Here is a 21,268-nt window from a genome sequence, read left to right on the forward strand (position 1 = left end):
GGTCCGTCCCCTTCCCTCCCGGGGACGGGCCCGCGCCCGGGATCGGGCTCAGCGGGCGGCCGAACGCGACCGGTTCCAGCCCTGCCAGGTGTCGTCGTCGAGGCCGTGGCGGATGGCGTTCTCGATCGCGCTGCGCTGCGGTTCGGGCAGCCGGTCGGTGGCGGGCAGGGCATCGGTGGACAGCCCGCCCAGATAGTCGATGTCGAGGTCCTGCGTGGTTTCCCGGCGACCCGTGTACTGCGCCTCGCCCGGGTGGACCGCGACCGTGGTGCCCGCCAGCCAGCGATCGATATTGCGGTCGGCGATGAGCAGTTCCGGATTCACGACGGCCAGCACCAGCAGGGTGGCCGCGCCCGCGCCGATCGCGGCCCGCGGCACCCACTGCCGCCGCAACCGCACCAGACTGGCCAGCACCAGCAGATACACCACCCCGATCCACACTTCGAACACCTCCACCAGCAGCCGCAGCACGGTGAACCCGAACGACTGCTGGTACAGCCACATCCGGTGCAATGCCGAAGCCACGATCACCAGCGTCAGCACGCTCACCGCCGCCACCGCCACCCGCAGCCACAGCCGATCCCGCGCCTGTTCCTGCGCCGCCCACGTCTGCACCACCGCGATCACCGCGAGGGTGAGCATGCTGACGATCGACAGCTGCCAGAACCCGCTGCGCGCATATTCCGCCACCGTGAGATCCGCATTGCGCCGCACGTACTCCGCCCCGCCGAACAGCACCGCCAGCTGCGTCCCCACGAACACCGCGAACACCACCGTCAACGCCCCCATCGGCAGCCCCCACTCGATGCGCGACCACCGCCTCCGAACCAGCCGCCCCGCAACCGAATCCGACTCCCCCGCCGCCGCCGGCGGCGGCCCCGCCAGCAGATACAACGCCCCCGTCGCACCCAACCCCGCCACGGTCCCCACGAACACCCACCGCACCACCGAGTCCACCTCGAACTCCGGCACCACGCTCTCCACCAGCCGCGCGAACACCGCGTCCGCCCCCGCCAGCAACGGCACGAACACCAGCAGCACCCCCACCGTCGCCGCCACCGACCACCCCACCCGCTGCACCGACGACACCCGCCGCCCCCGCACCCGCTGCACCCCTCGATACAGCCACGGCACCGACATCACCGCCGACACCGGCACCGCCGCCATGTCGAACACCAGCCCATAAACCGACCGCCTGACCACCGCCAGCGACCCGGCCACCGCCGCCCCCAGCAAACACAGCACGAACAACCACTCCGCCGCCCGCACAGCCCCAACAGCCAAGAGCCCCAACGCAATCGCGGTCCACCACAACGGCGCCCACCGGCGCAGCGACTCGAGTGACCCGCGATCCCCGGAATTCCGCGCGGCCGACGCGGCGACGCCGGCGCCGATACCAGCGCCCTGGGCCGGCCGTTCGCCGACCGCAGCTTCCTCGCCGTGCTCAGCCTGAGCATTCGGCCGGGCCGGCAAGCCTTGCGGCTCTTCACCGGACTGCTCGTCCGCAGCCGGCCGCACACCCCGAGTCTCGTCGATCTCGTGATCGGCTGCGGTGGAACCACCGCCCTCACCGGCGCCCTGCGCGACTCCACAGGTTCGGGGTGCCCGACCGGCCCCGCCGGTTCCGGGGTTCCTGCTTACATTTTCAGAGCTCGTCGAAGCCACGCCTGCCACGACCAGAGAGCCGGCTGATGCGACAGCGACTGGCGAACCGCTCGGCGTAGTGGCAGCCGGAGAGCTGTCCGGTGTGGCGTCGGTCGGAGTGGCGCGTCGGGCCATACGGTCCACCGTGTACACCGCGCCCGCTGTCGCCAGACCGGCAAGGAGCCAGCCGATGCCGGGGCGGTCCAGCGGGATGAATACGGCGGCGGCGATTCCCGTGAGCGCTGTGGCGAGCAAGGCGCCACGTGGCAGGGGTACGCGCATGGATCGCGGTGGGACACGCGGCGGCAGTGGAGCCCTCGGGTAGGGCGCCGAGCCGAACAGATCCTCGGACACAGTGCCATTGCCGCCGTGTGCCGGAGCGCTCGGCGGAGGTGGCGTGGCGGAAGCGACGGTGCCGGTACCTGTGGCGGGAACCGAGGCCGCCTGCGCCTGGGGCGTGGATGACTCCACCGCATGGGTGCGTGTCGTCAGCGCGGTTTCGGAGTCCGGTGCCGCCGCTTCCGAACTCGCCGGGTCCGTGGCCGTTCCGCTGCGCTGCCCTGCTGCGTCGGAGGGTCCGGCGGGGGCGTCGACCGGGCCGCGGGGTGTCATGCGCTGGATGGGCAGGACCGGTGGGCGTTTGCGCTTCGGGCGGGTGGGGGCCGGATCGGCGGGGTCGGTGGGGGTCGGGTTGTCGGGCATGGGTTCTCCGTTGCGTGTGCGGGACCGTCCCGGCGGCCGGGTGGGGCCGAGAGGTGGTTGTGGGTATGTCGTTTCAGGAGGTGGGGAGGGTTACCCGGATGCGGGAGCCCGGGTCGGCGATGGCGATGGTGCCGCCGTGCAGTTCGACGATCCAGCGGGCGATGGCCAGGCCGAGGCCGGTGCCGCCATTGGTGGTGCGGCCGCGGGTGAAGCGTTCGAAGACGCGGGCGCGTTCGGCCGGTGGAATGCCGGGGCCCTCGTCCTGGACTTCGATGACGACGTGCCCGCCGCGGGCGTGGGCTTCGATGCGGACTTCGCCGTGGGCGGGGCCGTGGCGGGTGGCGTTGTCGAGGAGGTTGAGCAGGACCTGGTGCAGGCGGGCGCTGTCGGCGCGGACGGTGAGGCCGGGGGTGGCGAGGTGTGTGGTGAAGCGGACGGGGCGGTCGACGGCGGCGGCCATGACCTCGGCTTCGGCGACGACCTCCTTCAGGAGGGGTTGCAGCGGAGTGGTTTCCAGGTCCAGGCGCACCGCACCGGCTTCGATGCTCGACAGCGCGAGGAGTTCGGAGACCAGTAGGCTCAGCCGCTCGGTCTGGGCGAGCGCGGTCCGCAGGGTGGCCGGATCGGGTTCGGCGACGCCGTCGACGAGGTTCTCCAGCACCGCACCCAATGCCGTGATGGGCGTGCGCAATTCGTGGGACACGTTCGCGATGAAGTCGCGGCGCTGCTGGTCGGCGGCGGCCAGATCGGCGGCCATCTGGTTGAAGGCCTCGGCCAGCTGACCCACCTCGTCGCGCGAGGTGGCGAGCACCCGATGCGAATAGTCACCCTGCGCCATGCGTTTGGCGGCCGCGGTCATCTGCCGCAGCGGCAATGTCATGCCGTGGGCGAGGATCTGCGACAGCACCAGCGCGATGAGCATGGCGCCGATGGTGGTGGTCTGCGGCAGCCATCCGATCCGCCAGCCGAAGTATCCGAACGCGGCGGCACCGGAGCCGACCATGAGGATGGCCAGCTTCAGCTTGATCGACCGCACCCGATCGAGCGGCCGCGGCAACCAGGCCGACAGCTTGTCGGCGGCGGCGCGCACGCGGACCTTGAACGGAAGCGTTTCGCTCGTGCTCAGCGCTGGTCCCCGCTCCGGCGTCATCGCGCCTCCAGGGCATAGCCGACGCCGTGCACCGTGCGGATCAGATCCGCGCCGAGCTTGCGGCGCAGGGCCTTGACGTGGGAATCGACGGCGCGCGTGCCCGACGCGTCGGCCCACCCCCACACCTCGCTGAGCAGTCGTTCCCGGGCCAGCACGGTCCGCGGCCGCCGCGCCAGATGCACGAGCAACTCGAATTCCAATGGCGTGAGCTGAGTTTCGGCATCGGCCCGCCACACCCGCCGCTGATCGATATCGATGCGTAGGTCGCCCACGACCAGGGTCGCTCCCGACTCGGCCGTCCGCTCGACCCGCCGCAGCAACGCGTGCACGCGAGCGGTGAGCACCCGCATGGAGAACGGCTTGGTCAAGTAGTCGTCCGCCCCCACCCCGAGCCCCACCAGCACATCGGTCTCATCCGTCCGCGCCGTGAGCATGAGCACCGGCACCGGCCGCCGAGCCTGAATCCGCCGGCACACCTCGAGCCCGTCGAACCCCGGCAGCATCACATCGAGCACGACCAGATCCGGATCCAGATCCTCCGCCGCCGCCACGGCCGCGGGCCCATTGTGCGCGAGATCCACGGTGAACCCCTCGGCACGCAGCCGAGCGGCCACGGATTCGGCAATGGTGGGCTCGTCCTCCACCACCAGAATCCGTCGCCCGGTGCGCTGCTGGCTGTGTTCCATGCAGGTGACCCTATGAGGTCGGCGTGGAGATGCGTTGCATCGATTGTGAAGATCTTGTGGAGACGCCCCCACAGCAGGCCGGCAAATCCGGCCCGAGCTGGATATCCGCAGGTCACACCGTGCTGCCGAACCGAATCGTTACCTACCGTATGGTCGGTAGGGTCATGTTGACCTTATTACTGGCACTTGCAGGGTTCGCCTTCCTCGATTCCCTCCACGTCCTGAACATAGGGATCACCGCCGCGGTGGTCGTCGACAGCCGCCTGAGCCGTCGCTCCCCGGTACCGGGAGCATTGGCCTTCATTACAGGAATCTTCACTGTCACAACCGCTTTCGGAATCTGCACCGTACTCGGGCTGAGCTTCCTGACCGACCTCGTCGCCTTCGACATCACGCCGACTGTTCGCTATTGGGGAGAACTCGTCGTCGGTGCAATCCTCGTGATCCTCGGGGCCATTCGACTACCGGTCGCCACCACAGGCGCAACACCACCCTGGGTAGTCGAAGCACGCCGCCGACCCTGGATGCTCGGCTTGATCGGAGCGGGCGTCGGCCTCGGCCAAGCCCCCACGGCAGTCCCCTACCTGGCAGCCCTGGCAATGCTCACAGTCCGAGAACCAAGACCCCCACTCTGGCCACTGATCGTAGCCGCATACTGCCTGATCGCCCTGCTACCGCCAATCCTGGTGCTATTCACCGCAACCCGCACCTCCCCCCGCGCACAACGCTCCTACCGCGCCCTCGTCCGAGGGCTCCGCCGCTTCGGCCCCCTATCGGTTCGCGCCCTCTTCCTGGTCTTCGGCACCGTACTCATTGTCGATGCCTTCCGGAATCACTCGTCCCTCTAGCCGACCACCCAAACCGAAACACCATCGACCGGGAACTGGTGGCGGATCCTTCTCGCATTTTGCCGCCACCAGTTCCCGGTCGACGCCGTTTCAGAATGCCGCCGCACGTTCCGTCGCCGGAGCCATTCGCGCTGTCCGCGAGCAAGGCTGCCCTCTCGGCCGAATCATCGAGACGACAGCCTTCCTGGCAACGGTGTCAGTTGCCAGTTGCGGGATCGGAGAGTCGGCCAGGCCCGCCGACAACGCGTTGGATTCGGTCGAGTGCAGATGCAGGAAATGGATAGTCTGGCCGTCGAGCTCGGTCACGAAATGCGGCGACGCGTTCAGCTCGGCTTCGTGGGCTCGCCAATCGAATCCGTCGGCCCAATAGGCGGCCGTGGTCCCACCGCGCGCCGGCGCCGGACACCGGACAGGGCGAGCGGGTACGGGCGAGACGGTCACGCAGATCATCGAGCTCAACCTGCGGAATCTGAATCCGGAAGGGAATGATGTCAGCGTTCATGCAGATCAACCTAGGAACCGACCAGGCCAGAACCTGTCCTAGTTCACCCGAGGGAGATCGAGTCACCCACCACACCTCGCTGCCGCGAACCTATCGACTCACCAGGAAAGATGCACCCAGCTCGGCAATATGGTGCGTTCGCCGCCGCGGCGGCCCACTCCAGATCGCCCGGGGTCGCGGCATAGCGGATGGTCTGCGCCGCGGCCGGTCTCGCTGTCCGCCACGTCGTACTGGCGGGGTCTGTGCGATCGCGGCAATGGCGGATGCGCTCGAGCGTCGAATGCACTCCCCTACGGTCGGGTTGCCTTCCTCAAAACTTGCTGTCGGTTACGGAGATTCACGCCTGTTGGACTTCGCTCCGGTTGTAACGGATGCTGTCTGCCGGGCGACTGATCGGTGAAGGCTCCGGCGCGGTAGGGAGCGGAACATGCCTGATATATCCGGATCGGTGGCGCGGTCGGCGCGCGAGCTGTGGCCGGACTTCATTCGACCGGTCGCCGGCGTTTTCGCAGCGGTCTCGCTGGTCGTTGCCGGCCTTGTTGTGTTTCCGGGTCATCCGTCGCCCGCGCCGGTCGGGAACTCTCGCGTGAGTTTCCCCGTGGTAACCAAGCCCCTGCCGCGGGAATCCCCGTCGGCTACCGTTTCGGTCAGCGGACCCGCCACCCCGCCGAAATGAGCTCGGATGGATAGGCACACCATTTCGGTTGACGTACAGGACAACTGGAGATCTCGACCATGCGAATCCTCGCCACCGTCGTCGTAACACTCGTCGCCACAGTCGTGCTCACGGTCGGCGCGGTGGTGCTGTACTACTACGACGGCGGGTCCAAGGATCACACATACCTCCAGGTCGGCGACTGCTGGGACTACAGCGCTCGATTCGACGAAGCGGTACACCTGAAGCCGTGCTCGGAACCGCATTACGGCGAAGTGATCCTCGAAGCGGACGACTCCGCCATCGAGCGGGATCCCGCCGGGGGGGCTCGACGCCTGGGGCTTCTGTAAACGGGAGCTGGGCGAAATCCTGTCGAGGAACAGCCATCTGAACTACTGGATGGTGCCGAGCGGTGACATCCTCTGCGCGGTGATCTCCGCCGATAATCTCGATACGCGGATCGGCGGCCTTACCGGCAGAGTCGATCGCTAGAACCCGAGCAGTCAGTTTCCCTCGAAGCGGGCTTGTTCGCGGTTCTTGAAGGCTTGGAAGCCGCGGCGGAGGTCCTTGGTCGTGAGGATGCGGGCGAATTCCATGCGGATCTTGCCGATGGCCTTCGCGGCGCCCTTGTCCTGGGCGAGGCGGCCGTTGCGGAGGATGGTTTCGACGCCCAAAGGGGCTTGGCGGGCAATGGTTTCGGCGATTTCGTGGGCTTTGGGCACGGCCTGGCCCGGTTCTGTGAGTTCTTGAATGAGGCCGATGCGGTGGGCTTCGGTGGCGGGGAACTCGTCGCCGGTGAGGGTCCAGCGGTTGGCGTTGTGGGTGCCGACGGCCAGGGGCCAGCGGACGGTGCCGCCGCCGAAGGGGAACAGGCCGCGGCTGACCTCGTATTGGGTGAAGGTGGCCGAGGTGTCGGCGACATTGATGCTGGCCGCCAGGAGGAGTTCGATGCCGAGGGTGAAGCAGCGGCCTTCGACGGCGGTCACGATCGGTTTGCGGCACAGCGGGGTGGTGATGCCCCAGGGATCGACTCCACCCTTGGGCACCAGGCCCCGGACCAGCTCGAAGGGAAAGGGATTGAGCTGGGACAGGACCTCCTGCGGCAGCTTCGGGGCCAGGGCGGCGAGGTCGAGGCCGCTGGTGAAGTAGCGGCCCTCGGCGCGCAGGACGCCGACGCGCAGGGTCTTGTCGTGCGCGAGTTCGGTGTAGGCCTCGGCCAGTTCGCGCAGCATCGGGAAGTCGAAGGCATTGAGCTTGTCCGGACGGTTCAGGGTGATCGTCAGGATGTGCCCGCTGCGTTCGGTGAGGACGGTCGGCGTGGTCATGAAAAGAGCGTAGTAAACCAATCGGTCTACTTCAATGGGTCCACGCCAGCGTCCGACCCGCTCTAGACCACGTTGGCGGCGATCAGCAGTTTCCAGATCTCGCCCTGGTCGACGACCTCGACGCCGAGCTTCTCCGCCTTGGTCAGCTTGCTGTCGCCGACTCCCGCGCCGGTGATGAGCATGTCGGTATTCGCCGAGACCGAGGAGGCCGCCGTCGCGCCCGCCTGCTCACACAGGCGCTGGAAGGCCGGGCGGGCGACCTTCTCGCCGGAACGCGGGTCGCTGATGGCGCCGGTGATCACCACGGTCTTGCCCTCCAGCGGCGCGCCGGCGGCGACGACCGGGGGCAGGTCCTCCTCGCGCACGTCCAGGGAGACGCCCGCCGCGCGCAGGCGCTCGAGCTCCGGGCGCAGGCGGGTCAGGTGGGTGACCAGGGAGGCGGCGACCTTCGCGCCGATGTCGTCCACCGCGACCAGGCGTTCCTCGCCCGCGTCGGCGACTTCTTCCAGGGAGCCGAATCCGGCTCGGGCCAAGCGGGCCGCGGTGCCGTCGGAGGCCATGGGGATGGCCAGGCCGATGAGAGCGCGGCGCAGGCCGACCGAACGGCTCGCATCGATCGAGTCGATCATGCGCTGCGCCGAAACCTCGCCGACGCGGTCGAATTCGAGCAGGCGTTCCTTGGTCAGGGTGTAGAAGTCCGAGGGGCTGGTGAGGATGCCCGCCTCGGCCAGGCGCTCGATCCATACCGGCCCGATGGCGTCGATGTCCGCGGCCGCGCGGGAGGCCCAGTGGATGAGCCTGCGAACCGTCTGTGCGGGGCAGGAGACATTGGTGCAGAACAACTCTCGGCTATTGCCCTGTTCGGTCACCGGCTGCCCGCAGGAGGGGCAGGCGGTGGGCGGGATGATCTCGCGTTCCTCGCCCGTGCGCTTGGCGGCGTCGAGCACGCCCGCCACGAACGGGATCACATCGCCCGCGCGGCGCACCAGAACCGTGTCGCCGACCTTGATGTCGCGGGCGCGGATCACCTCCTGGTTGGCCAGGGTGGCCTTGGTGACCGTGGTGCCGCCCACGAACACCGGCTCCAGCCAGGCGACCGGGACGATCTTGCCCGTCTTGCCGACATCCCAGACGACCTCGCGCAGCAGTGTGGTCTTCTCTTCGGCGGCGAACTTGAACGCCAGCGCGCCGCGCGGGGAGTTCGATCGAGTTCCGGCCGCCGCGTAGGCATCCCGGTCGGCCAGCCGCAGCACCGCGCCGTCGAGGTCGTAGTCCAGGTCATTGCGACCGTTCTCGATCGCGGAGATCGCAGCCTGCGCCTGCTCGGCGTCGGAGCAATGCCGCATCCGCGCGCCGGTGATGCCCAGCGCCAGCAGCCCCTCCTCCAGATCGACCGCCGCGCCGCCCGCGGCGGCATCCAGGTCGAAGCCGAAGAACTGCAGGCGCCGCTCGGCCACCGTGGCCGGATCCTTGGCCCGCAGCGTGCCCGCCGCCGCATTGCGCGGATTGATCAGCGGCTTGTCCGGATGCGCGGTGTTGTACGCCGCGAACGTCGACCGCAGCATGACCGCCTCACCGCGCACCTCCACCCGCCCCGGTGCGTCGATGCGCTCGGGAACGCCGTCGACCAGCGCCCGCACCAGCATCGTCACGTCGTCACCGGTGGTGCCGTCACCCCGGGTCACGGCCCGCGCGAACCGCCCGTCCTCGAAGACCAGCGCCAGCGACAGCCCGTCGAGCTTGGGCATCACCACCACCGACTGGCCGGGGAACCGGTTGAAGAAGGCCTCAACCTGCTCGGGCTTGGTCGCCTTCTCCAGCGACAGCATCGGCCGCGAATGCCGGATCGGCGCGTGCAGCACCGCGGGCGCGCCGACCTGCTCCAGCGGATTCGGATCGGGCGCGAGTTCGGGATGGCCCGCGATCAACTCGCGCAGTTCATCCTCGATCCCGTCGTACTCGGCATCGGCGACCAGCGGCGAGCCCTGGTAGTAGGCGTCCCGCAACGCCACGATCCGGTCCGCCAGCTCTTGGATACGTTCCCCAATTTCCACGGCACCGACGCTACCCAAACCGACCGACATGGACGTCATGGTTGACGGCCTCGTCTGCCATGCGGAGATCGGCCCCGGAGCTGAACAAGCACGGCGGTCCGAAGCAGAGACGCCGGTCATACCACCTGAGCGCGGTACCGACTACGCGCGGTCGTAGCATATTCGGGTGCCCTCACCGACCGATCACACCGCGCGCCTGCGCGGCGCTGGGGTCGGCGCGGCCTCGGGGGCGGTCGCGATTTTCGCGCATGCCCTCGGCGGCGGGACGACTACGCCGGATGGCTCGTCGGTGGCGTTGCTCGTCGCGGCGTGTGCGCTGATCGGGGTGGTGGTCGGATCGGTGCGGCCGCGGGGCGGGGTCGCCGCGCTCATGGGGATGCTGACGGTCGGACAAGCCATCGGGCATGTCGCGCTGTCGGTTTCGCCGACGCATCATCATCACTCGGTGACGCCGCTCATGGTGGCCGCGCACCTGGTGGCCATTCCGGTGGGCGCGGTGCTCATCTCGGCGGCCGAAGCCGGGGTGCGGCGGGCGATCACGAGCCTGCGGCGGTTCATTGTCGCGTTGGGGCTCGCGCCGGTGCCGCCGGAACGACCCGGGCGCGCGTTCGCCGCCGATGAGCGGGCCATGGCGCGGCGGCTACTGGTGAGCCCCGGCATCGGACGCCGCGGACCGCCTCGGAACACGAATCCTCTTCTTCACCTCACTCCGGCATAGCAGCCGGCGCATTCCGTGTGCTGAACACACCCGCGTAGCGCCGCGCGCCCGGAGCGAATTCCCTGTCTATTTCGACGATTCGGAGTGATTCGTGTCCAAGTCTGTTCTCGGCCGCCTGCGTACGGCCACCACCGCTCGCCGTCTCGGCGCCGTCGCCGCCCTCGCGGCCGTCGCCGTGTTCCCCGTCGCGTGTTCCTCGGATTCCGGGTCGAGCAGCTCCGCCGGTAAGGCCGCCGACAGCGTGAGCATGAACGATCAGTGGATCAAGGCCGCCGACAGCGGCATGTCGGCCGCCTTCGGCGAGCTGAAGAATTCCAGCGACCAGCCGGTGCAGCTGGTCGCCGCCTCCAGCCCGGTGTCGGCGCGCGTGGAGATCCACGAGGTCGTCGCCGATTCGGCCACCGGCGACAAGACCATGCGCCCCAAGGAAGGCGGGCTCACCATTCCCGCGCACGGCTCCGCCACGCTGAAGCCGGGCGCCGACCACCTCATGTTCATGGAGCTGAAGGAGCCGCTGCGCACCGGCGCGGAGACGCCCATCACGCTGACCTTCTCCGATGGCTCCACCACCACCGTCACCGCGCAGGTGCGCGACTTCGCCGGCGGCAAGGAGAATTACGAGCCCGGCGCCGACAATGCCGCCCACGGTGGCTGAGCCGAATACTCCGCATCCCAAGGGGTTCTCCCGGCGGCGTCTGCTCGGCGGCGGCGCCGTCGTGGCGGGCGCGGCCGGGGCGGCCGGAATCGGCTGGGGTGCGGCCACTCTCACCCATCGCGAGCATGATCGGGATCCGGCGCAGGAGACCGTCTCGTTCTACGGGACCCATCAGGCCGGGGTCGAGACCGATCCGCAGAATCATGTGGCGTTCGTCGGCTACGACCTGGTCGAGGGCGCCGATCGCCAGGACGTGATCGGCGTGCTCAAGATCTGGACCGATGACGCGGCGCGGCTCACCCAGGGCAAGCCCGCGCTCGCCGATACCGAACCGGAATTGGCCGCGCGCCCGGCCCGGCTCACCGTGACCGTGGGATTCGGGCCGGAGCTGTTCGCCAAGGCGGGGCTGTCGAATCTGCGCCCGCATTGGCTGAAGCCCTTGCCCGCCTTCGAGAAGATCGACCGTCTCGATCCCGCGTACGGCGGCACCGATCTCATGCTGCAGATCTGCGCCGATGAGGCGACCACCGTCTCGCATGCGGTGCGCGTGCTGTCCAAGCATGTGAAATCGCTGGTCACCGTGAAATGGGTGCAGCAGGGATTCCGCAATGCCGCCAAGGGGCAGACCATGCGCAATCTCATGGGCTCGGTGGACGGGACCGTCAATATCGCCCCGGGCACAATCGATTTCGATCGCCTGGTATGGGACGACGGCTCCCACCGGCCGTGGATGGCGGGCGGCACCTCCATGGTGTTGCGACGCATCGAGATGATCCTCGACACCTGGGACGAGCTCGACGCCGATGCCCGCGCCATCACCGTGGGCCGGCGCGTCGACAACGGCGCGCCGCTCGGCGGGGAGAAGGAGTTCGACGACCCGGACTTCACCGCCGTCGACAAGTACGGCATCCCGGTCATCCCGCCGTCATCGCATATCGCGCGCGCCCACCACCAGCACGACGGTGAGCGCTTCCTGCGCCGCGGCTACAACTACGACGATCCGCCGCCACCGGGTCAGGTGTCGAATTCGGGTCTGCTGTTCGCCTCGTTCCAGCGCGATATCGATGCGCAGTATCTGCCGGTTCAGGTGCGGCTCAATGAATTCGACGCACTCAACCAGTGGACGGTACCGGTCGGTTCGGCCGTGTACGCCATCCCGCCCGGCGTCCCCGCGCCGGGCGGCTATCTGGGTCAGCAGCTGTTCGAGGCCGGTTCCTCCGGCAGTTGAGATTCCGGCCGGGTCGCGCATGAGGGCGGCCCGGCCGGGTCCTAGATTGTTGATCATGGTGCTGCGTTCGATCCTGCTCTTCGCCCTGGCGGCCGTCGCCGAGATCGGCGGCGCCTGGCTGGTGTGGCAGGGCGTCCGCGAGCACCGCGGCTGGGCCTGGATCGGCGCGGGCGTGATTGCCCTGGGCCTCTACGGCTTCGTCGCCACCCTGCAGCCCGATGCCAACTTCGGCCGCATTCTCGCCGCGTACGGCGGCGTGTTCGTGGCCGGTTCCCTGGCGTGGGGCATGGCCGTCGACGGCTTCCGCCCCGACCGCTGGGACGTGCTCGGCGCCCTCATCTGCCTGGCCGGTGTGGCGCTCATCATGTACGCGCCCCGATCCACGTGAAACCACCTGTGAACAGCGTGCATTCATGCATCGCACGCAAACTGCACACCCGCGCGCGGTGCACACTTGCACTCCGCGAACCGATTACGCATTCCCCCCGATCAGCGCGTCGATGATGCCGCGGGCGGTGGTGAGGGCGGAGTCCTCGCCCATCTGGGCGGCGGTATTGGCGGCGGCGACGATGGCGTCGAGCTGGAAGGCCAGGGCGTGCGGGTCGTGGGCGGTGAGGTGGCCCTGATCCTGGGCGCGGCGGATTTCCTTCTCCAGTAAGGCGAACCAATCGGCGCGGTCGGCGGCGAGGGCGTCGCGGACGGGGCCGGGGCGGGAGTCGAACTCGGCGGCGCTCTGGACGCGGAAGCAACCGCCGGGCAGGACCGGCTCGGCAATGTAGGCGAACCAGTTGTCGATGAGGGCGCGCAGGCGGGGCATGCCCTTGTCCTGACCCAGGGCCGGGACGATGACGTGCTGGATGAAGACCTCGCGGGCGGATTCGACGGCGGCCAGCTGGAGTTTCTCCTTGGTGCCGAACAGGGTTGCCACGCCGCTCTTGCTCACGCCGAGGTCGGTGGCGAGACGGCCCAGGCTCAGGCCGGTCAGGCCCTCGGCGGAGGCGACGTCGGCGGCGTGGCGGGCAATGGTGGCGCGGGCGCGGGCGCCTTTGAGCAGGCGCTGATCGGATATCTGCGCTTCGGCGGAGGTGGTCGGCTCGGGCACGTCTCCATTCTGGCATCAACTCTTGCAAAAAAGCACGATCGGTCGTACTTTTCAACAAAACGCACGATCGTGCGTACAGTTTGACCTCGCCTCGCAGCTCCTCGCCTCGAAAGTCCTTCCATGACCGAGTTGACGCCGCGGCAGCACGCCGCATCCGCCGACCTCCCGCCCTCCGCTCCTCCGCCCGCGACTCCCGCACCGGATCGCACCGCGCGCCGCGCGCTCCTGGTCGCCTGCGGTGCGGCATTCGTCGCCTTTCTCGATCTCTCCGTCGTCAATATCGCTTTCCCGGCGATCACCCGCGACTTCCCGGAGACCTCCGCGACCAGCCTCACCTGGGTGGTCAGCGGGTATGCCGTCGCATTCGCCGCATTTCTGACCCCGGCGGGGCAGCTGGCCGATGCGCTGGGCCGGGCGCGCGTATTCCTGTACGCCCTGGCCGGATTCGCGCTCACCTCACTGCTGTGCGGGCTCGCGCCGGGCGCCGAATGGCTCATTGCGGGCCGGTTCGCGCAGGGCGCGACCGCGGCATTCCTGATTCCCGCGGGACTGGGCGTGGTGCTGAGCGTGACGCCCGCCGCACGCGTCGGCGTGGCCATGGCCGCCTGGACCGCCGCCGGTGGGTTCGCCGCCACCGTGGGCCCGGCCGCCGGTGGGGCGCTGGTCGAATGGTTCGGGTGGCGTTCGGTTTTCGTGGTGAACGTGCCCGTCACCGCCGTGCTCGTCGCGCTCGCCTGGCGCCTGACCGCCAAGGATGTGCGGCACGGTGACGGATTGCCCGACCCGATCGGAACCCTCGCCACCGGACTCGGCATCGGGGCCGTCGTCGCCGCGGTCACCCAAGGACAGCAATGGGATTGGGGGTCGTGGCGCACACTCGTGTGCGGGCTCGGCGGACTCGCGCTGCTGGCCCTCGCGCTGTGGCGGTCGCGGCGGCATCCGCGCCCGGCCATTGCGGTCGGGTTGTGGCGGCATCACCGCTACGCGCTCGTCAATGCGGTCGCTTTCGTCTTCGGCGCCACCATGTTCGCGTGGCTGCTGGCCGGGCCGATCTGGCTCGACGCCGTCTGGCACTACTCGGTGCTCACCTCGGCGGGCGCCATGACCGTCGGCGCCATCGCGGCCATGGTCACGGCCGTGCTGGCCGGGCGGGCGCCCGAGCGCTGGAACCGCCCGCTCGCCGTCGCCGGTGCGCTGTTGTTCGCGGCGTCCACCTTCTACATGAGCACCGGCGCCTGGAATGCGACCCCGGCGTTCTGGTCGGCGTGGGTTCCTGCCGGAATCCTCGGCGGCGGCGGGATCGGCCTGCTCATCACCGTGCTGGCCACCATGGCCGCGCGTTCGCTGCCGCCGCGGCAATTCGCCGCCGGAATCGGCATGAACCTCACCGCCCGCCAGTCCGGCGGGGCGCTCGGCGTCGCCGTCCTGGCCGCCGTGTTCGCGGCGAATCCAGAGGACGGGCTCACCGCCTTCCACACCCTGTTCGCCGTCTGTGCCGCCATCGCGCTCGCGGCCGCCATACTGGCGGCCCTGCCCGTTCGTTCCGAGGAGGTAAACGCATGATCCGCAACAACATCCACACCGAGGTGATCGCCGATCCCGAGGTGCGCACCGAAGCCAATGATCCGATGTGCCTGCCGGATTCGGACGGCCGGGCTGTGCTGGGACTGGTCCCGTGGCGGCGTTTCGCCATTATCGGCGATTCCACCGCGGCGGGCGTCGGCGATCCGGTGACCGGCTACGAACCCATTCCGTGGGGGCATCGCCTGGCGCGCTGGCTGACCGCCGCCCATCCGGAGACGGCGTACCTCAATACCGGCCGCATCGGCGCGACCATTCCGGAGGTGGCCGCCGAACAGTTCCCGAGCCTGGTCGATTTCCAGCCGGATCTGGTGCACATCAGCTGCGGCGGCAACGACCTGTTCCGTAAGAACGCCGATCTCGCCCTGGTCGAACGCGACCTCGACGAATTGTGCCTGGCCGTCGCCGCCACCGGCGCGCGGCTGTCGCTGTTCACCCTGGCCGACTCGTTCACCGGCGCACTGCGGCCGCTGCGCCCGCTGTTCGCGGGCTTCGCCGAGAGCGTGCGCCGCGTGGCCGCCCGCCACGACGCCATCCTCACCGAGTTCTGGTCCCATCCGGCCAGATTGCGGCCGGATTGGCTCAGCGCCGACCGTATCCACCTGACCATGGCCGGTCAGGCGGTGGTCGCCGCCGAGATGGCGAAGTCCTATGCGGCGGTCAGCTCCACAGCGTGGCGATGAAGACGTTGACAATGGCCAGGCCGCCGGCGGCGTGGGTCATCCACGGCACCGCCTTACCGCGCTTGGCATCGGCCCGCCCCATCTCCGCGAAGGCCGCAACGGCCACGGAGACAACGAGTTTCACGCCGATCTTCGTCATATTCGGATCCTTGCCGAGCGAGTCGATCGACTCGGCCATACCCACCAGGATGATGCCGGTGATCAGCTGGGCCCGCGCGCCCCACACCATCAGTTCCGACACCCGCGGCTGGGAGGCGGCGTACCCGCCGACCACCGCCGCCATACCGAGCAAATGCGCCACGACCATCAGGTTGTAGACGAAGTCCATGCGCCATACCGTAGTTGATCAACCCCGGATTACGACATTCGGTAGTACAAGTTTCCCAACTCTCGGGGCTCTCAGGGGGCCCTGCCGCGCACCGCAGACCGGCGGGCGGCGGCTGAGGGCACTCGCCGGGGGGCGGTGCGATCGAACCGTCGCGACCAGCCGGGGACGTGTTTCGTGGGGGTCGGCATCGGGTAGTCCCCCTCCAATGGCCCTCCATTGTTGGTTTTGGAGGGTCGTCCCGTTGTGGGCAGTGTGACCGGCTAGGAGATCTCAGGTGGCGGTTGTACTCGTGCTACGAGCACGTGGACTGGGTGATCTGCTCACCGCGGTCCCCGCCCTGCGTGCGCTGCGTAGGGCGCGACCCGAGGACCACATCGCGCTCGCCGCGCCGCATCGGTTGAAACCCATCGTGGACCTGATCGCCTCCGTGGACGAGATGGTGCCCACCTCCGATCCGGTCGGAATGCGCTGGGACGGAACGCCGCCCGCGCTCGCGGTCAATCTGCACAGCGGCGGGGCCGAGGGGATCGTGGAGCTGGTCAAGACGCGGCCCGAACGCATTCTCACCTATCGCAATCCCGCCTTCCCGGAGCTGGCCGGGCCGGAGTGGGAGGCGGATATGCACGATGTGGACCGCTGGTGCCATCTGCTCGAGACCGACGGGATGACAGCGGATCGCCGCAATCTCGGGCTGGTGCCGCCGGTGGCCACCACCAGTCACCGCGATTGCGTGGTCGTGCACATCGGCGCCGGAGCGCCCGCGCGGCGCTGGCCACCGGACCGGTTCGCCGCGGTGGTGCGGCATCTGCTGGTGCTGGGGCGGGAAGTGGTGCTGACGGGGGATGAGAACGAGCGCGATATCGCGCTCGGGGTGGCCGCGCGGGCCGGGCTCTCGCCGAACCGGGTGCTGGCGGGGCAGCAGAATCTCATCGAGCTGGCCGCGACGGTCGCCGAGGCCGCGCTGGTGGTGTCCGGGGATACCGGGGTTGCGCATCTGGCGACGGCGTTCGGCACCCGCACCGTACTGCTGTTCGGTCCGACCCCGCCCAGCCGCAGCGGGCCTCCCCCGCATCTATTGGGACGGCACGCGGTGCTGTGGGCCGGGCAGACCGGGGACCCCGATGCCGCCGCGCCCGATGCGGGACTGCTGAAAATCGGTGTGCCCGAGGTCGTCAATGCGGTGGACAAGCAGCTGCGCAAACGGCCGTGGCCGGGCACCGGATTGGATCGCCGCTCCCAGCAAGCCTATCGCCGCGTAGGTTGAGCACCCTTATATAGTTGAGCACCCTTATATAAGAGATACGAGCCTCGCCCACCGACCGTGGCCGAGGCTCTCCTTATATCCCTACATGTCCGCGAGATCGGCACGCGCACTGGACAATGCTGCCGAGTAGGCGGCGATCGCGCTGGGCCAGAACTGCTCCAGATAATCGCGCGCATCGGCGAGGCCGCGCGGATCCAGGGAGTAGAGGCGGTGATTGCCCGCCGGTTGCACCATCACCAGCCTGGCCTCCCGCAAGACCTTCAGATGTTGCGAGACCGCCGAGCTGCTCACGCCTACCGCGGCCGCCAAATCCCCCACTGACCTGGGACCTTGCGGTAGGGCTTCGAAAACGGCCCGGCGGGTGGGGTCGGCTAGTGCGCTCAGCACTTTCACTCCGTTAGTGGGCACTTAAATAGTGTGCCCTTGTACCGGCATGTCGGTCAATACAACGATTCTCAGCTTTTCCCAAGGTCATCCTGAAATTACCGGCGTGTCGTTATCTAGTCGTAATACTCGACCTGGGCTTTTGTACCGCTGTGACGGTAACAACAGGGTTTCGAAACGACCATCACGCTCCCATACATTCGGTGCATGCCCGTAACCGTTCCGTTATCTCGCAGCCTCAAGGCCGGGGGTCGGTATCGAACGGCCGCTACCCGTGCCGTGGCCGTTACCGCCGTCGTGAGCGCCTCCCTGAGCGTGCTCGCCGCCGCCGATCAGCGCGCCGCCGGGGCTCCGACGGACCAGCTCGTCACCCAGGCCGCGCAGGCCCTGCCCGTCGCCTTCACCCCGCCGGAAGCGCAGATCCCGCAGATCGTGCCGCCGGAGGTGCTCGACTTCCTCAATGGCCTGCAGCACGAGCAGGCCCGCCCCAAGACCGTGCGCCCGGTCGCCGGACCGCTCAGCTCCGGCTTCGGCATGCGCTGGGGCGCCATGCACGCCGGCCTGGACTTCGCCGACGGCTTCGGCGCGCCCATTCTCGCCGCCACCGACGGTACCGTCATCGAGGCCGGCCCGGCCTCGGGCTTCGGCCTGTGGGTGCGCGTGCTGCAGGACGACGGCACCATCGGCGTCTACGGCCATATGCAGGACATCCTGGTGCAGGTCGGCCAGCAGGTGCGCGCGGGCGACCACATCGCCACCGTGGGCAGCCGCGGCTACTCCACCGGCCCGCACCTGCACTACGAGGTGCACACCGACGCCGGCCCCATCGACCCGATGCCGTGGCTGGCCGGTCGTGGCGTCGACGTCGGCGCGCCCGTCGACTGACACCGGTTCTGTTGCCGCGCACCGGGAATCGATGAGGGGTTCCCGGAGCACGGCGCCGGTCAACTGAACAACCGCACGTCCCCCGGACCCGGGTAGCGCGCGAGGCTCGGCTCATACCCTGGTACTACGTGCGAACCCCACCGCCGGGGGACGTGGCGTATCGCCGCCCGGTCCTAGCGTCGCGATCATGACCACCGCTCCCCCGGTTACCGCCGCCCGCCGGCTGCATCGCCCGCTGCTCGCCACCACGGCCGTCATGACGGCGCTGGCGCTGTCCTCCCTGTGCGCCATGGCAATCGACGATCGCCTGCTGTTGCAGGAATCGGTGTGGCTCAAACCGCTCAAGTTCGCCATCGCCATGGCGCTGTACACCGGCACGCTCGCCTGGCTGCTGTCGTTCCCGCATCGCGGGCAGCGCGTCACCCGGTGGATGGGGACGCTGTTCGCGCTCACCGCCATCGTGGACGTCGGTTTCGTCACGGTACAGGCCGCGCGCGGCACGTTCAGCCACTTCAACATGCAGACCGATGCGGTGAACAGCATCGGGCAGATGGTCTTCGCGTCCGGGGTGCTCGGACTGTTCGGCGCGAATCTCGTGATCGCCGTGATCCTTTCGTGGCAGCGGGTCACCGATCTGCCCACCACGCGCGCCATCAAGGCCGGACTGGGCATCGCGGTGGCGACCATGGCCCTGGGCTACGCCGTGGTGCCGGGCACCGGCAAGCAGGAGGTCACCGATGCGGCCGGCAATCCGGTGAGCCTGTCCGCCGGGCACACCATCATGGAGGGACAGCCCACGGTGCGCGACGGCGTCGACGGGATGCCGGTCACGCACTGGAGCACCGCGGGCGGCGATATCCGCATCTCCCACTTCGTCGGCATCCACGGGATTCAGCTGCTGATCGTCGCCGCCATCCTGCTCGCCAAGTTCGCGCCCCGGCTGCCGTGGCTGCGCGGTGAACGCACCCGCGCCGATCTGATCGGCGTCCTGGCCTTCGGCATCGCCGGGCTGATGGGCGTGCTGCTGTGGCAGGCGCTGCGCGGACAGCCCGTAACCGCGCCGGACGGCCGCACCCTGGCCGCCCTGGGCCTGCTCGCCGCGGTGACCGCCGCCGGTATCGGCCTGGTCTACGCCCGCCGCGACCGCACCGCGGCGTTCAGCGCAGCCGTTCCGCGTCGCGTGCCAGCTTCACCAATATCGCGGTGAGATCGGCGAGCTCGATGGGATCCGCCCCCTCGGCGACGGCCGTGGCCACGTCCTCGGCCGCGCAGCGGGCCGCGAACCAGCGATCGGACAGGTCGGCCACCTCATGCGCGGACAGCACCACCGAATCCTCGGGAATACCGGTGCCCTTCACGCTGTTTCGATGCTCGTAGGCGCGCTGGCGACAGGATTGCCGACAATATCGTCGGCGACGCCCCATCTCGGATTCGGTGATCTCCCTCCCACACCACATGCAGGACTGGCGTCGCGACATGACCGCTGACCTTAGCGGTTTTGCGGCGTCCGCGGGGGCGGGGCACGCCGGACGAGGGCATTCACCGCCAGCCGGTAGAATGGCGGGGTTCTCCCCACGGGAACCACAGCCCGCGCTGACGCGTTGATGGATGCGGAAGCGCTGAACTGAACTAGACGTTGCCGACAGGCGAGAAGGGACCGCACTCATGGCAGATCGCGTACTCCGGGGCAGTCGGCTCGGAGCGGTGAGCTACGAGACCGACCGCGACCACGACCTGGCGCCGCGTCGGGTGGCGCGGTACCGGACGGACAATGGCGAGGAATTCGATGTTCCCTTCGCCGATGACGCCGAGATTCCCCCGACCTGGCTGTGCCGCAACGGCCAGGAGGGCGTGCTGATCGAGGGCACCACCCAGGAGCCCAAGAAGGTCAAGCCCCCGCGCACCCACTGGGACATGCTGCTCGAGCGCCGCTCCAAGGAGGAGCTGGAGGAGCTGCTCCAGGAGCGGATGGAACTGCTGAAGAACCGCCGCCGCGGGTAGCAGCGAATCACGACAAGGTCCCCCCACACCTCGGTGTGGGGGGACCTTTCGCTGTCGGGGCCCGGTTCGCGGTCAGTGACTGGCGACCTTGCGGTATTGCAGCAGCGCCAGGGGCATGGCGATGAGCAGGATCCCCACCGAGCACATGATCGCGTATTCCACGCAGTGATCGGCGGGCCAGCCCTGGGCGGGGGTGAAGGTCGGGGGTGAGCCGTTGTCGAATAGCTTGCGGCCTGCGGCGGATACGGCGGTGATGGGGTTCCATTCCGCGATGGTGCGCAGGGGGCCGGGGAGGGTTTCGGCGGAGATGAAGGCCGAGGAGATGAAGGTCAGGGGGAAAAGCCAGATGAGGCCGGCGCTTTGGGCTACTTCCACGCTCGGCGACATGAGGCCGGTGATGGCGCCTACCCAGGACATGGCGAAGGCGAAGAGCAGGATGACGCCGAAAGCGAGTGCGGCGTCGGCGATTCCGCCGTTGATGCGCCAGCCGACCACGTAGCCGCAGCCGACCATGACGGCCAGGGCGAGGATGTTCACGACCAGGTCGGACAGGGTGCGGCCCATGAGGACCGCCAGGCGGGACATGGGCAGGGTGCGCATGCGGTCGATGATGCCCTTGTGCAGGTCGTTGGCCAGGCCGACGGTGGTGAAGGCGGCGTTGAAAGCGACTGTCTGGGTGAAGATTCCGGCCAGCAGGAATTCGCGGTACTGGCTGCCGCCCAGGGAGGCGCCGAAGATGTAGGCGAACAGGAAGACGAACATGAGCGGCTGGATGGTGGCGGTCACCAGCAGGGTGGGGACGCGCAGGATGGTGAGCAGGTTGCGGTAGGCGACTATGGCGCTGTCGCGGAACACGCGGGGGAACAGGATGGG

23 protein-coding genes are annotated in these 21,268 nt (G+C 68.8%); 12 read left to right on the top strand and 11 right to left on the bottom strand.

Translation table 11 applies throughout. The features are described 5' to 3' along the window. Positions 1-48: 48 nt before the first annotated feature. The 3 genes from ACYQ5L_RS21230 to ACYQ5L_RS21240 all read right to left on the bottom strand — a co-directional run bounded on the left by ACYQ5L_RS21230 (position 49) and on the right by ACYQ5L_RS21240 (position 4,182). Positions 49-2,346: a DUF4153 domain-containing protein gene (locus ACYQ5L_RS21230; protein ID WP_459959506.1), complete on the bottom strand. Its 2,298-nt coding sequence runs from the start codon at positions 2,344-2,346 to the stop codon at positions 49-51. 73 nt (positions 2,347-2,419) lie between these two features. Beyond that, positions 2,420-3,349 carry a HAMP domain-containing sensor histidine kinase gene (locus tag ACYQ5L_RS21235; RefSeq protein ID WP_459963490.1) on the bottom strand — a complete coding sequence of 310 codons (930 nt, stop codon included), beginning with the start codon at positions 3,347-3,349 and terminating at the stop codon, positions 2,420-2,422. Positions 3,350-3,492: 143 nt separating this feature from the next. Further along, on the bottom strand, positions 3,493-4,182 hold the full coding sequence (locus ACYQ5L_RS21240) for a response regulator (protein WP_459959508.1): 690 nt from the start codon (positions 4,180-4,182) through the stop codon (positions 3,493-3,495). A 164-nt stretch (positions 4,183-4,346) separates the two neighbouring features. Between ACYQ5L_RS21240 and ACYQ5L_RS21245 the strand changes: the two genes are divergently transcribed. Then, positions 4,347-5,030, top strand: coding sequence for a GAP family protein (locus ACYQ5L_RS21245; protein ID WP_459963491.1), 684 nt, complete (start codon positions 4,347-4,349; stop codon positions 5,028-5,030). Positions 5,031-5,120: 90 nt separating this feature from the next. On the opposite strand, the gene ACYQ5L_RS21250 is transcribed toward ACYQ5L_RS21245, so the two are convergent. After that, entirely contained in the window at positions 5,121-5,480 is a 360-nt protein-coding gene (locus ACYQ5L_RS21250) for an epoxide hydrolase N-terminal domain-containing protein (RefSeq protein ID WP_459963492.1), read from the bottom strand. Positions 5,481-6,267: 787 nt separating this feature from the next. On the opposite strand from ACYQ5L_RS21250, the gene ACYQ5L_RS21255 reads away from it, so the two are divergent. Next, on the top strand, positions 6,268-6,537 hold the full coding sequence (locus ACYQ5L_RS21255; protein WP_459959510.1) for a hypothetical protein: 270 nt from the start codon (positions 6,268-6,270) through the stop codon (positions 6,535-6,537). A 153-nt stretch (positions 6,538-6,690) separates the two neighbouring features. Here ACYQ5L_RS21255 and ACYQ5L_RS21260 read toward each other — a convergent pair whose 3' ends face one another. Together ACYQ5L_RS21260 and ligA are read right to left on the bottom strand one after the other, a co-directional pair. After that, complete coding sequence (locus tag ACYQ5L_RS21260) at positions 6,691-7,512, bottom strand: crotonase/enoyl-CoA hydratase family protein (protein WP_459959512.1); 822 nt, start codon at positions 7,510-7,512, stop codon at positions 6,691-6,693. A 62-nt stretch (positions 7,513-7,574) separates the two neighbouring features. Further along, positions 7,575-9,566: an NAD-dependent DNA ligase LigA gene (gene ligA, locus ACYQ5L_RS21265; protein ID WP_459959513.1), complete on the bottom strand. Its 1,992-nt coding sequence runs from the start codon at positions 9,564-9,566 to the stop codon at positions 7,575-7,577. Between the two features lie 166 nt (positions 9,567-9,732). Here ligA and ACYQ5L_RS21270 point away from each other — a divergent pair, with 166 nt between their 5' ends. From ACYQ5L_RS21270 to ACYQ5L_RS21285, 4 genes are all read left to right on the top strand, one after another. Further along, on the top strand, positions 9,733-10,284 hold the full coding sequence (locus ACYQ5L_RS21270; protein ID WP_459959514.1) for a hypothetical protein: 552 nt from the start codon (positions 9,733-9,735) through the stop codon (positions 10,282-10,284). 91 nt (positions 10,285-10,375) lie between these two features. Next, a complete protein-coding gene (locus ACYQ5L_RS21275) occupies positions 10,376-10,939 on the top strand; it encodes a copper chaperone PCu(A)C (protein WP_459959515.1) in 564 nt (187 codons plus the stop codon). Next, positions 10,932-12,167, top strand: a complete 1,236-nt coding sequence (locus ACYQ5L_RS21280; RefSeq protein WP_459959516.1) for a Dyp-type peroxidase — start codon at positions 10,932-10,934, stop codon at positions 12,165-12,167. Before ACYQ5L_RS21275 ends, ACYQ5L_RS21280 begins: the two co-directional genes overlap by 8 nt. Positions 12,168-12,222: 55 nt before the next feature. Then, positions 12,223-12,555, top strand: coding sequence for a YnfA family protein (locus tag ACYQ5L_RS21285; RefSeq protein WP_459959517.1), 333 nt, complete (start codon positions 12,223-12,225; stop codon positions 12,553-12,555). Positions 12,556-12,639: 84 nt separating this feature from the next. Here ACYQ5L_RS21285 and ACYQ5L_RS21290 read toward each other — a convergent pair whose 3' ends face one another. Next, positions 12,640-13,269, bottom strand: a complete 630-nt coding sequence (locus ACYQ5L_RS21290) for a TetR/AcrR family transcriptional regulator (protein WP_459959518.1) — start codon at positions 13,267-13,269, stop codon at positions 12,640-12,642. Positions 13,270-13,389: 120 nt separating this feature from the next. Between ACYQ5L_RS21290 and ACYQ5L_RS21295 the strand changes: the two genes are divergently transcribed. Further along, positions 13,390-14,832, top strand: coding sequence for an MFS transporter (locus tag ACYQ5L_RS21295; RefSeq protein WP_459959519.1), 1,443 nt, complete (start codon positions 13,390-13,392; stop codon positions 14,830-14,832). Further along, positions 14,829-15,533 (top strand): SGNH/GDSL hydrolase family protein, encoded by a 705-nt coding sequence (locus tag ACYQ5L_RS21300; RefSeq protein WP_459959520.1) that lies wholly within the window; start codon positions 14,829-14,831, stop codon positions 15,531-15,533. Before ACYQ5L_RS21295 ends, ACYQ5L_RS21300 begins: the two co-directional genes overlap by 4 nt. On the opposite strand, the gene ACYQ5L_RS21305 is transcribed toward ACYQ5L_RS21300, so the two are convergent. Next, positions 15,511-15,861, bottom strand: a complete 351-nt coding sequence (locus ACYQ5L_RS21305) for a hypothetical protein (protein ID WP_459959522.1) — start codon at positions 15,859-15,861, stop codon at positions 15,511-15,513. The genes ACYQ5L_RS21300 and ACYQ5L_RS21305 overlap by 23 nt on opposite strands. Before the next feature lie 274 nt (positions 15,862-16,135). Between ACYQ5L_RS21305 and ACYQ5L_RS21310 the strand changes: the two genes are divergently transcribed. Beyond that, positions 16,136-17,125 carry a glycosyltransferase family 9 protein gene (locus ACYQ5L_RS21310; RefSeq protein WP_459959524.1) on the top strand — a complete coding sequence of 330 codons (990 nt, stop codon included), beginning with the start codon at positions 16,136-16,138 and terminating at the stop codon, positions 17,123-17,125. Between the two features lie 81 nt (positions 17,126-17,206). On the opposite strand, the gene ACYQ5L_RS21315 is transcribed toward ACYQ5L_RS21310, so the two are convergent. Beyond that, positions 17,207-17,533, bottom strand: a complete 327-nt coding sequence (locus tag ACYQ5L_RS21315; RefSeq protein ID WP_459959525.1) for an ArsR/SmtB family transcription factor — start codon at positions 17,531-17,533, stop codon at positions 17,207-17,209. A 273-nt stretch (positions 17,534-17,806) separates the two neighbouring features. Between ACYQ5L_RS21315 and ACYQ5L_RS21320 the strand changes: the two genes are divergently transcribed. Beyond that, positions 17,807-18,394 carry a M23 family metallopeptidase gene (locus ACYQ5L_RS21320; RefSeq protein WP_459959526.1) on the top strand — a complete coding sequence of 196 codons (588 nt, stop codon included), beginning with the start codon at positions 17,807-17,809 and terminating at the stop codon, positions 18,392-18,394. A 187-nt stretch (positions 18,395-18,581) separates the two neighbouring features. Beyond that, entirely contained in the window at positions 18,582-19,601 is a 1,020-nt protein-coding gene (locus ACYQ5L_RS21325; RefSeq protein ID WP_459959528.1) for a hypothetical protein, read from the top strand. Here ACYQ5L_RS21325 and ACYQ5L_RS21330 read toward each other — a convergent pair. Then, complete coding sequence (locus ACYQ5L_RS21330) at positions 19,552-19,872, bottom strand: hypothetical protein (RefSeq protein ID WP_459959529.1); 321 nt, start codon at positions 19,870-19,872, stop codon at positions 19,552-19,554. The genes ACYQ5L_RS21325 and ACYQ5L_RS21330 overlap by 50 nt on opposite strands. A gap of 187 nt (positions 19,873-20,059) precedes the next feature. On the opposite strand from ACYQ5L_RS21330, the gene ACYQ5L_RS21335 reads away from it, so the two are divergent. After that, entirely contained in the window at positions 20,060-20,395 is a 336-nt protein-coding gene (locus tag ACYQ5L_RS21335; RefSeq protein WP_067538637.1) for an RNA polymerase-binding protein RbpA, read from the top strand. A gap of 72 nt (positions 20,396-20,467) precedes the next feature. Here ACYQ5L_RS21335 and ACYQ5L_RS21340 read toward each other — a convergent pair whose 3' ends face one another. Further along, the gene (locus tag ACYQ5L_RS21340; protein WP_459963493.1) at positions 20,468-21,250 is read right to left on the bottom strand and encodes an ABC transporter permease; all 783 of its coding nucleotides are present in this window, start codon (positions 21,248-21,250) and stop codon (positions 20,468-20,470) included. Positions 21,251-21,268: the final 18 nt, after the last annotated feature.

This window comes from Nocardia sp. IFM 10818 (assembly GCF_054655275.1).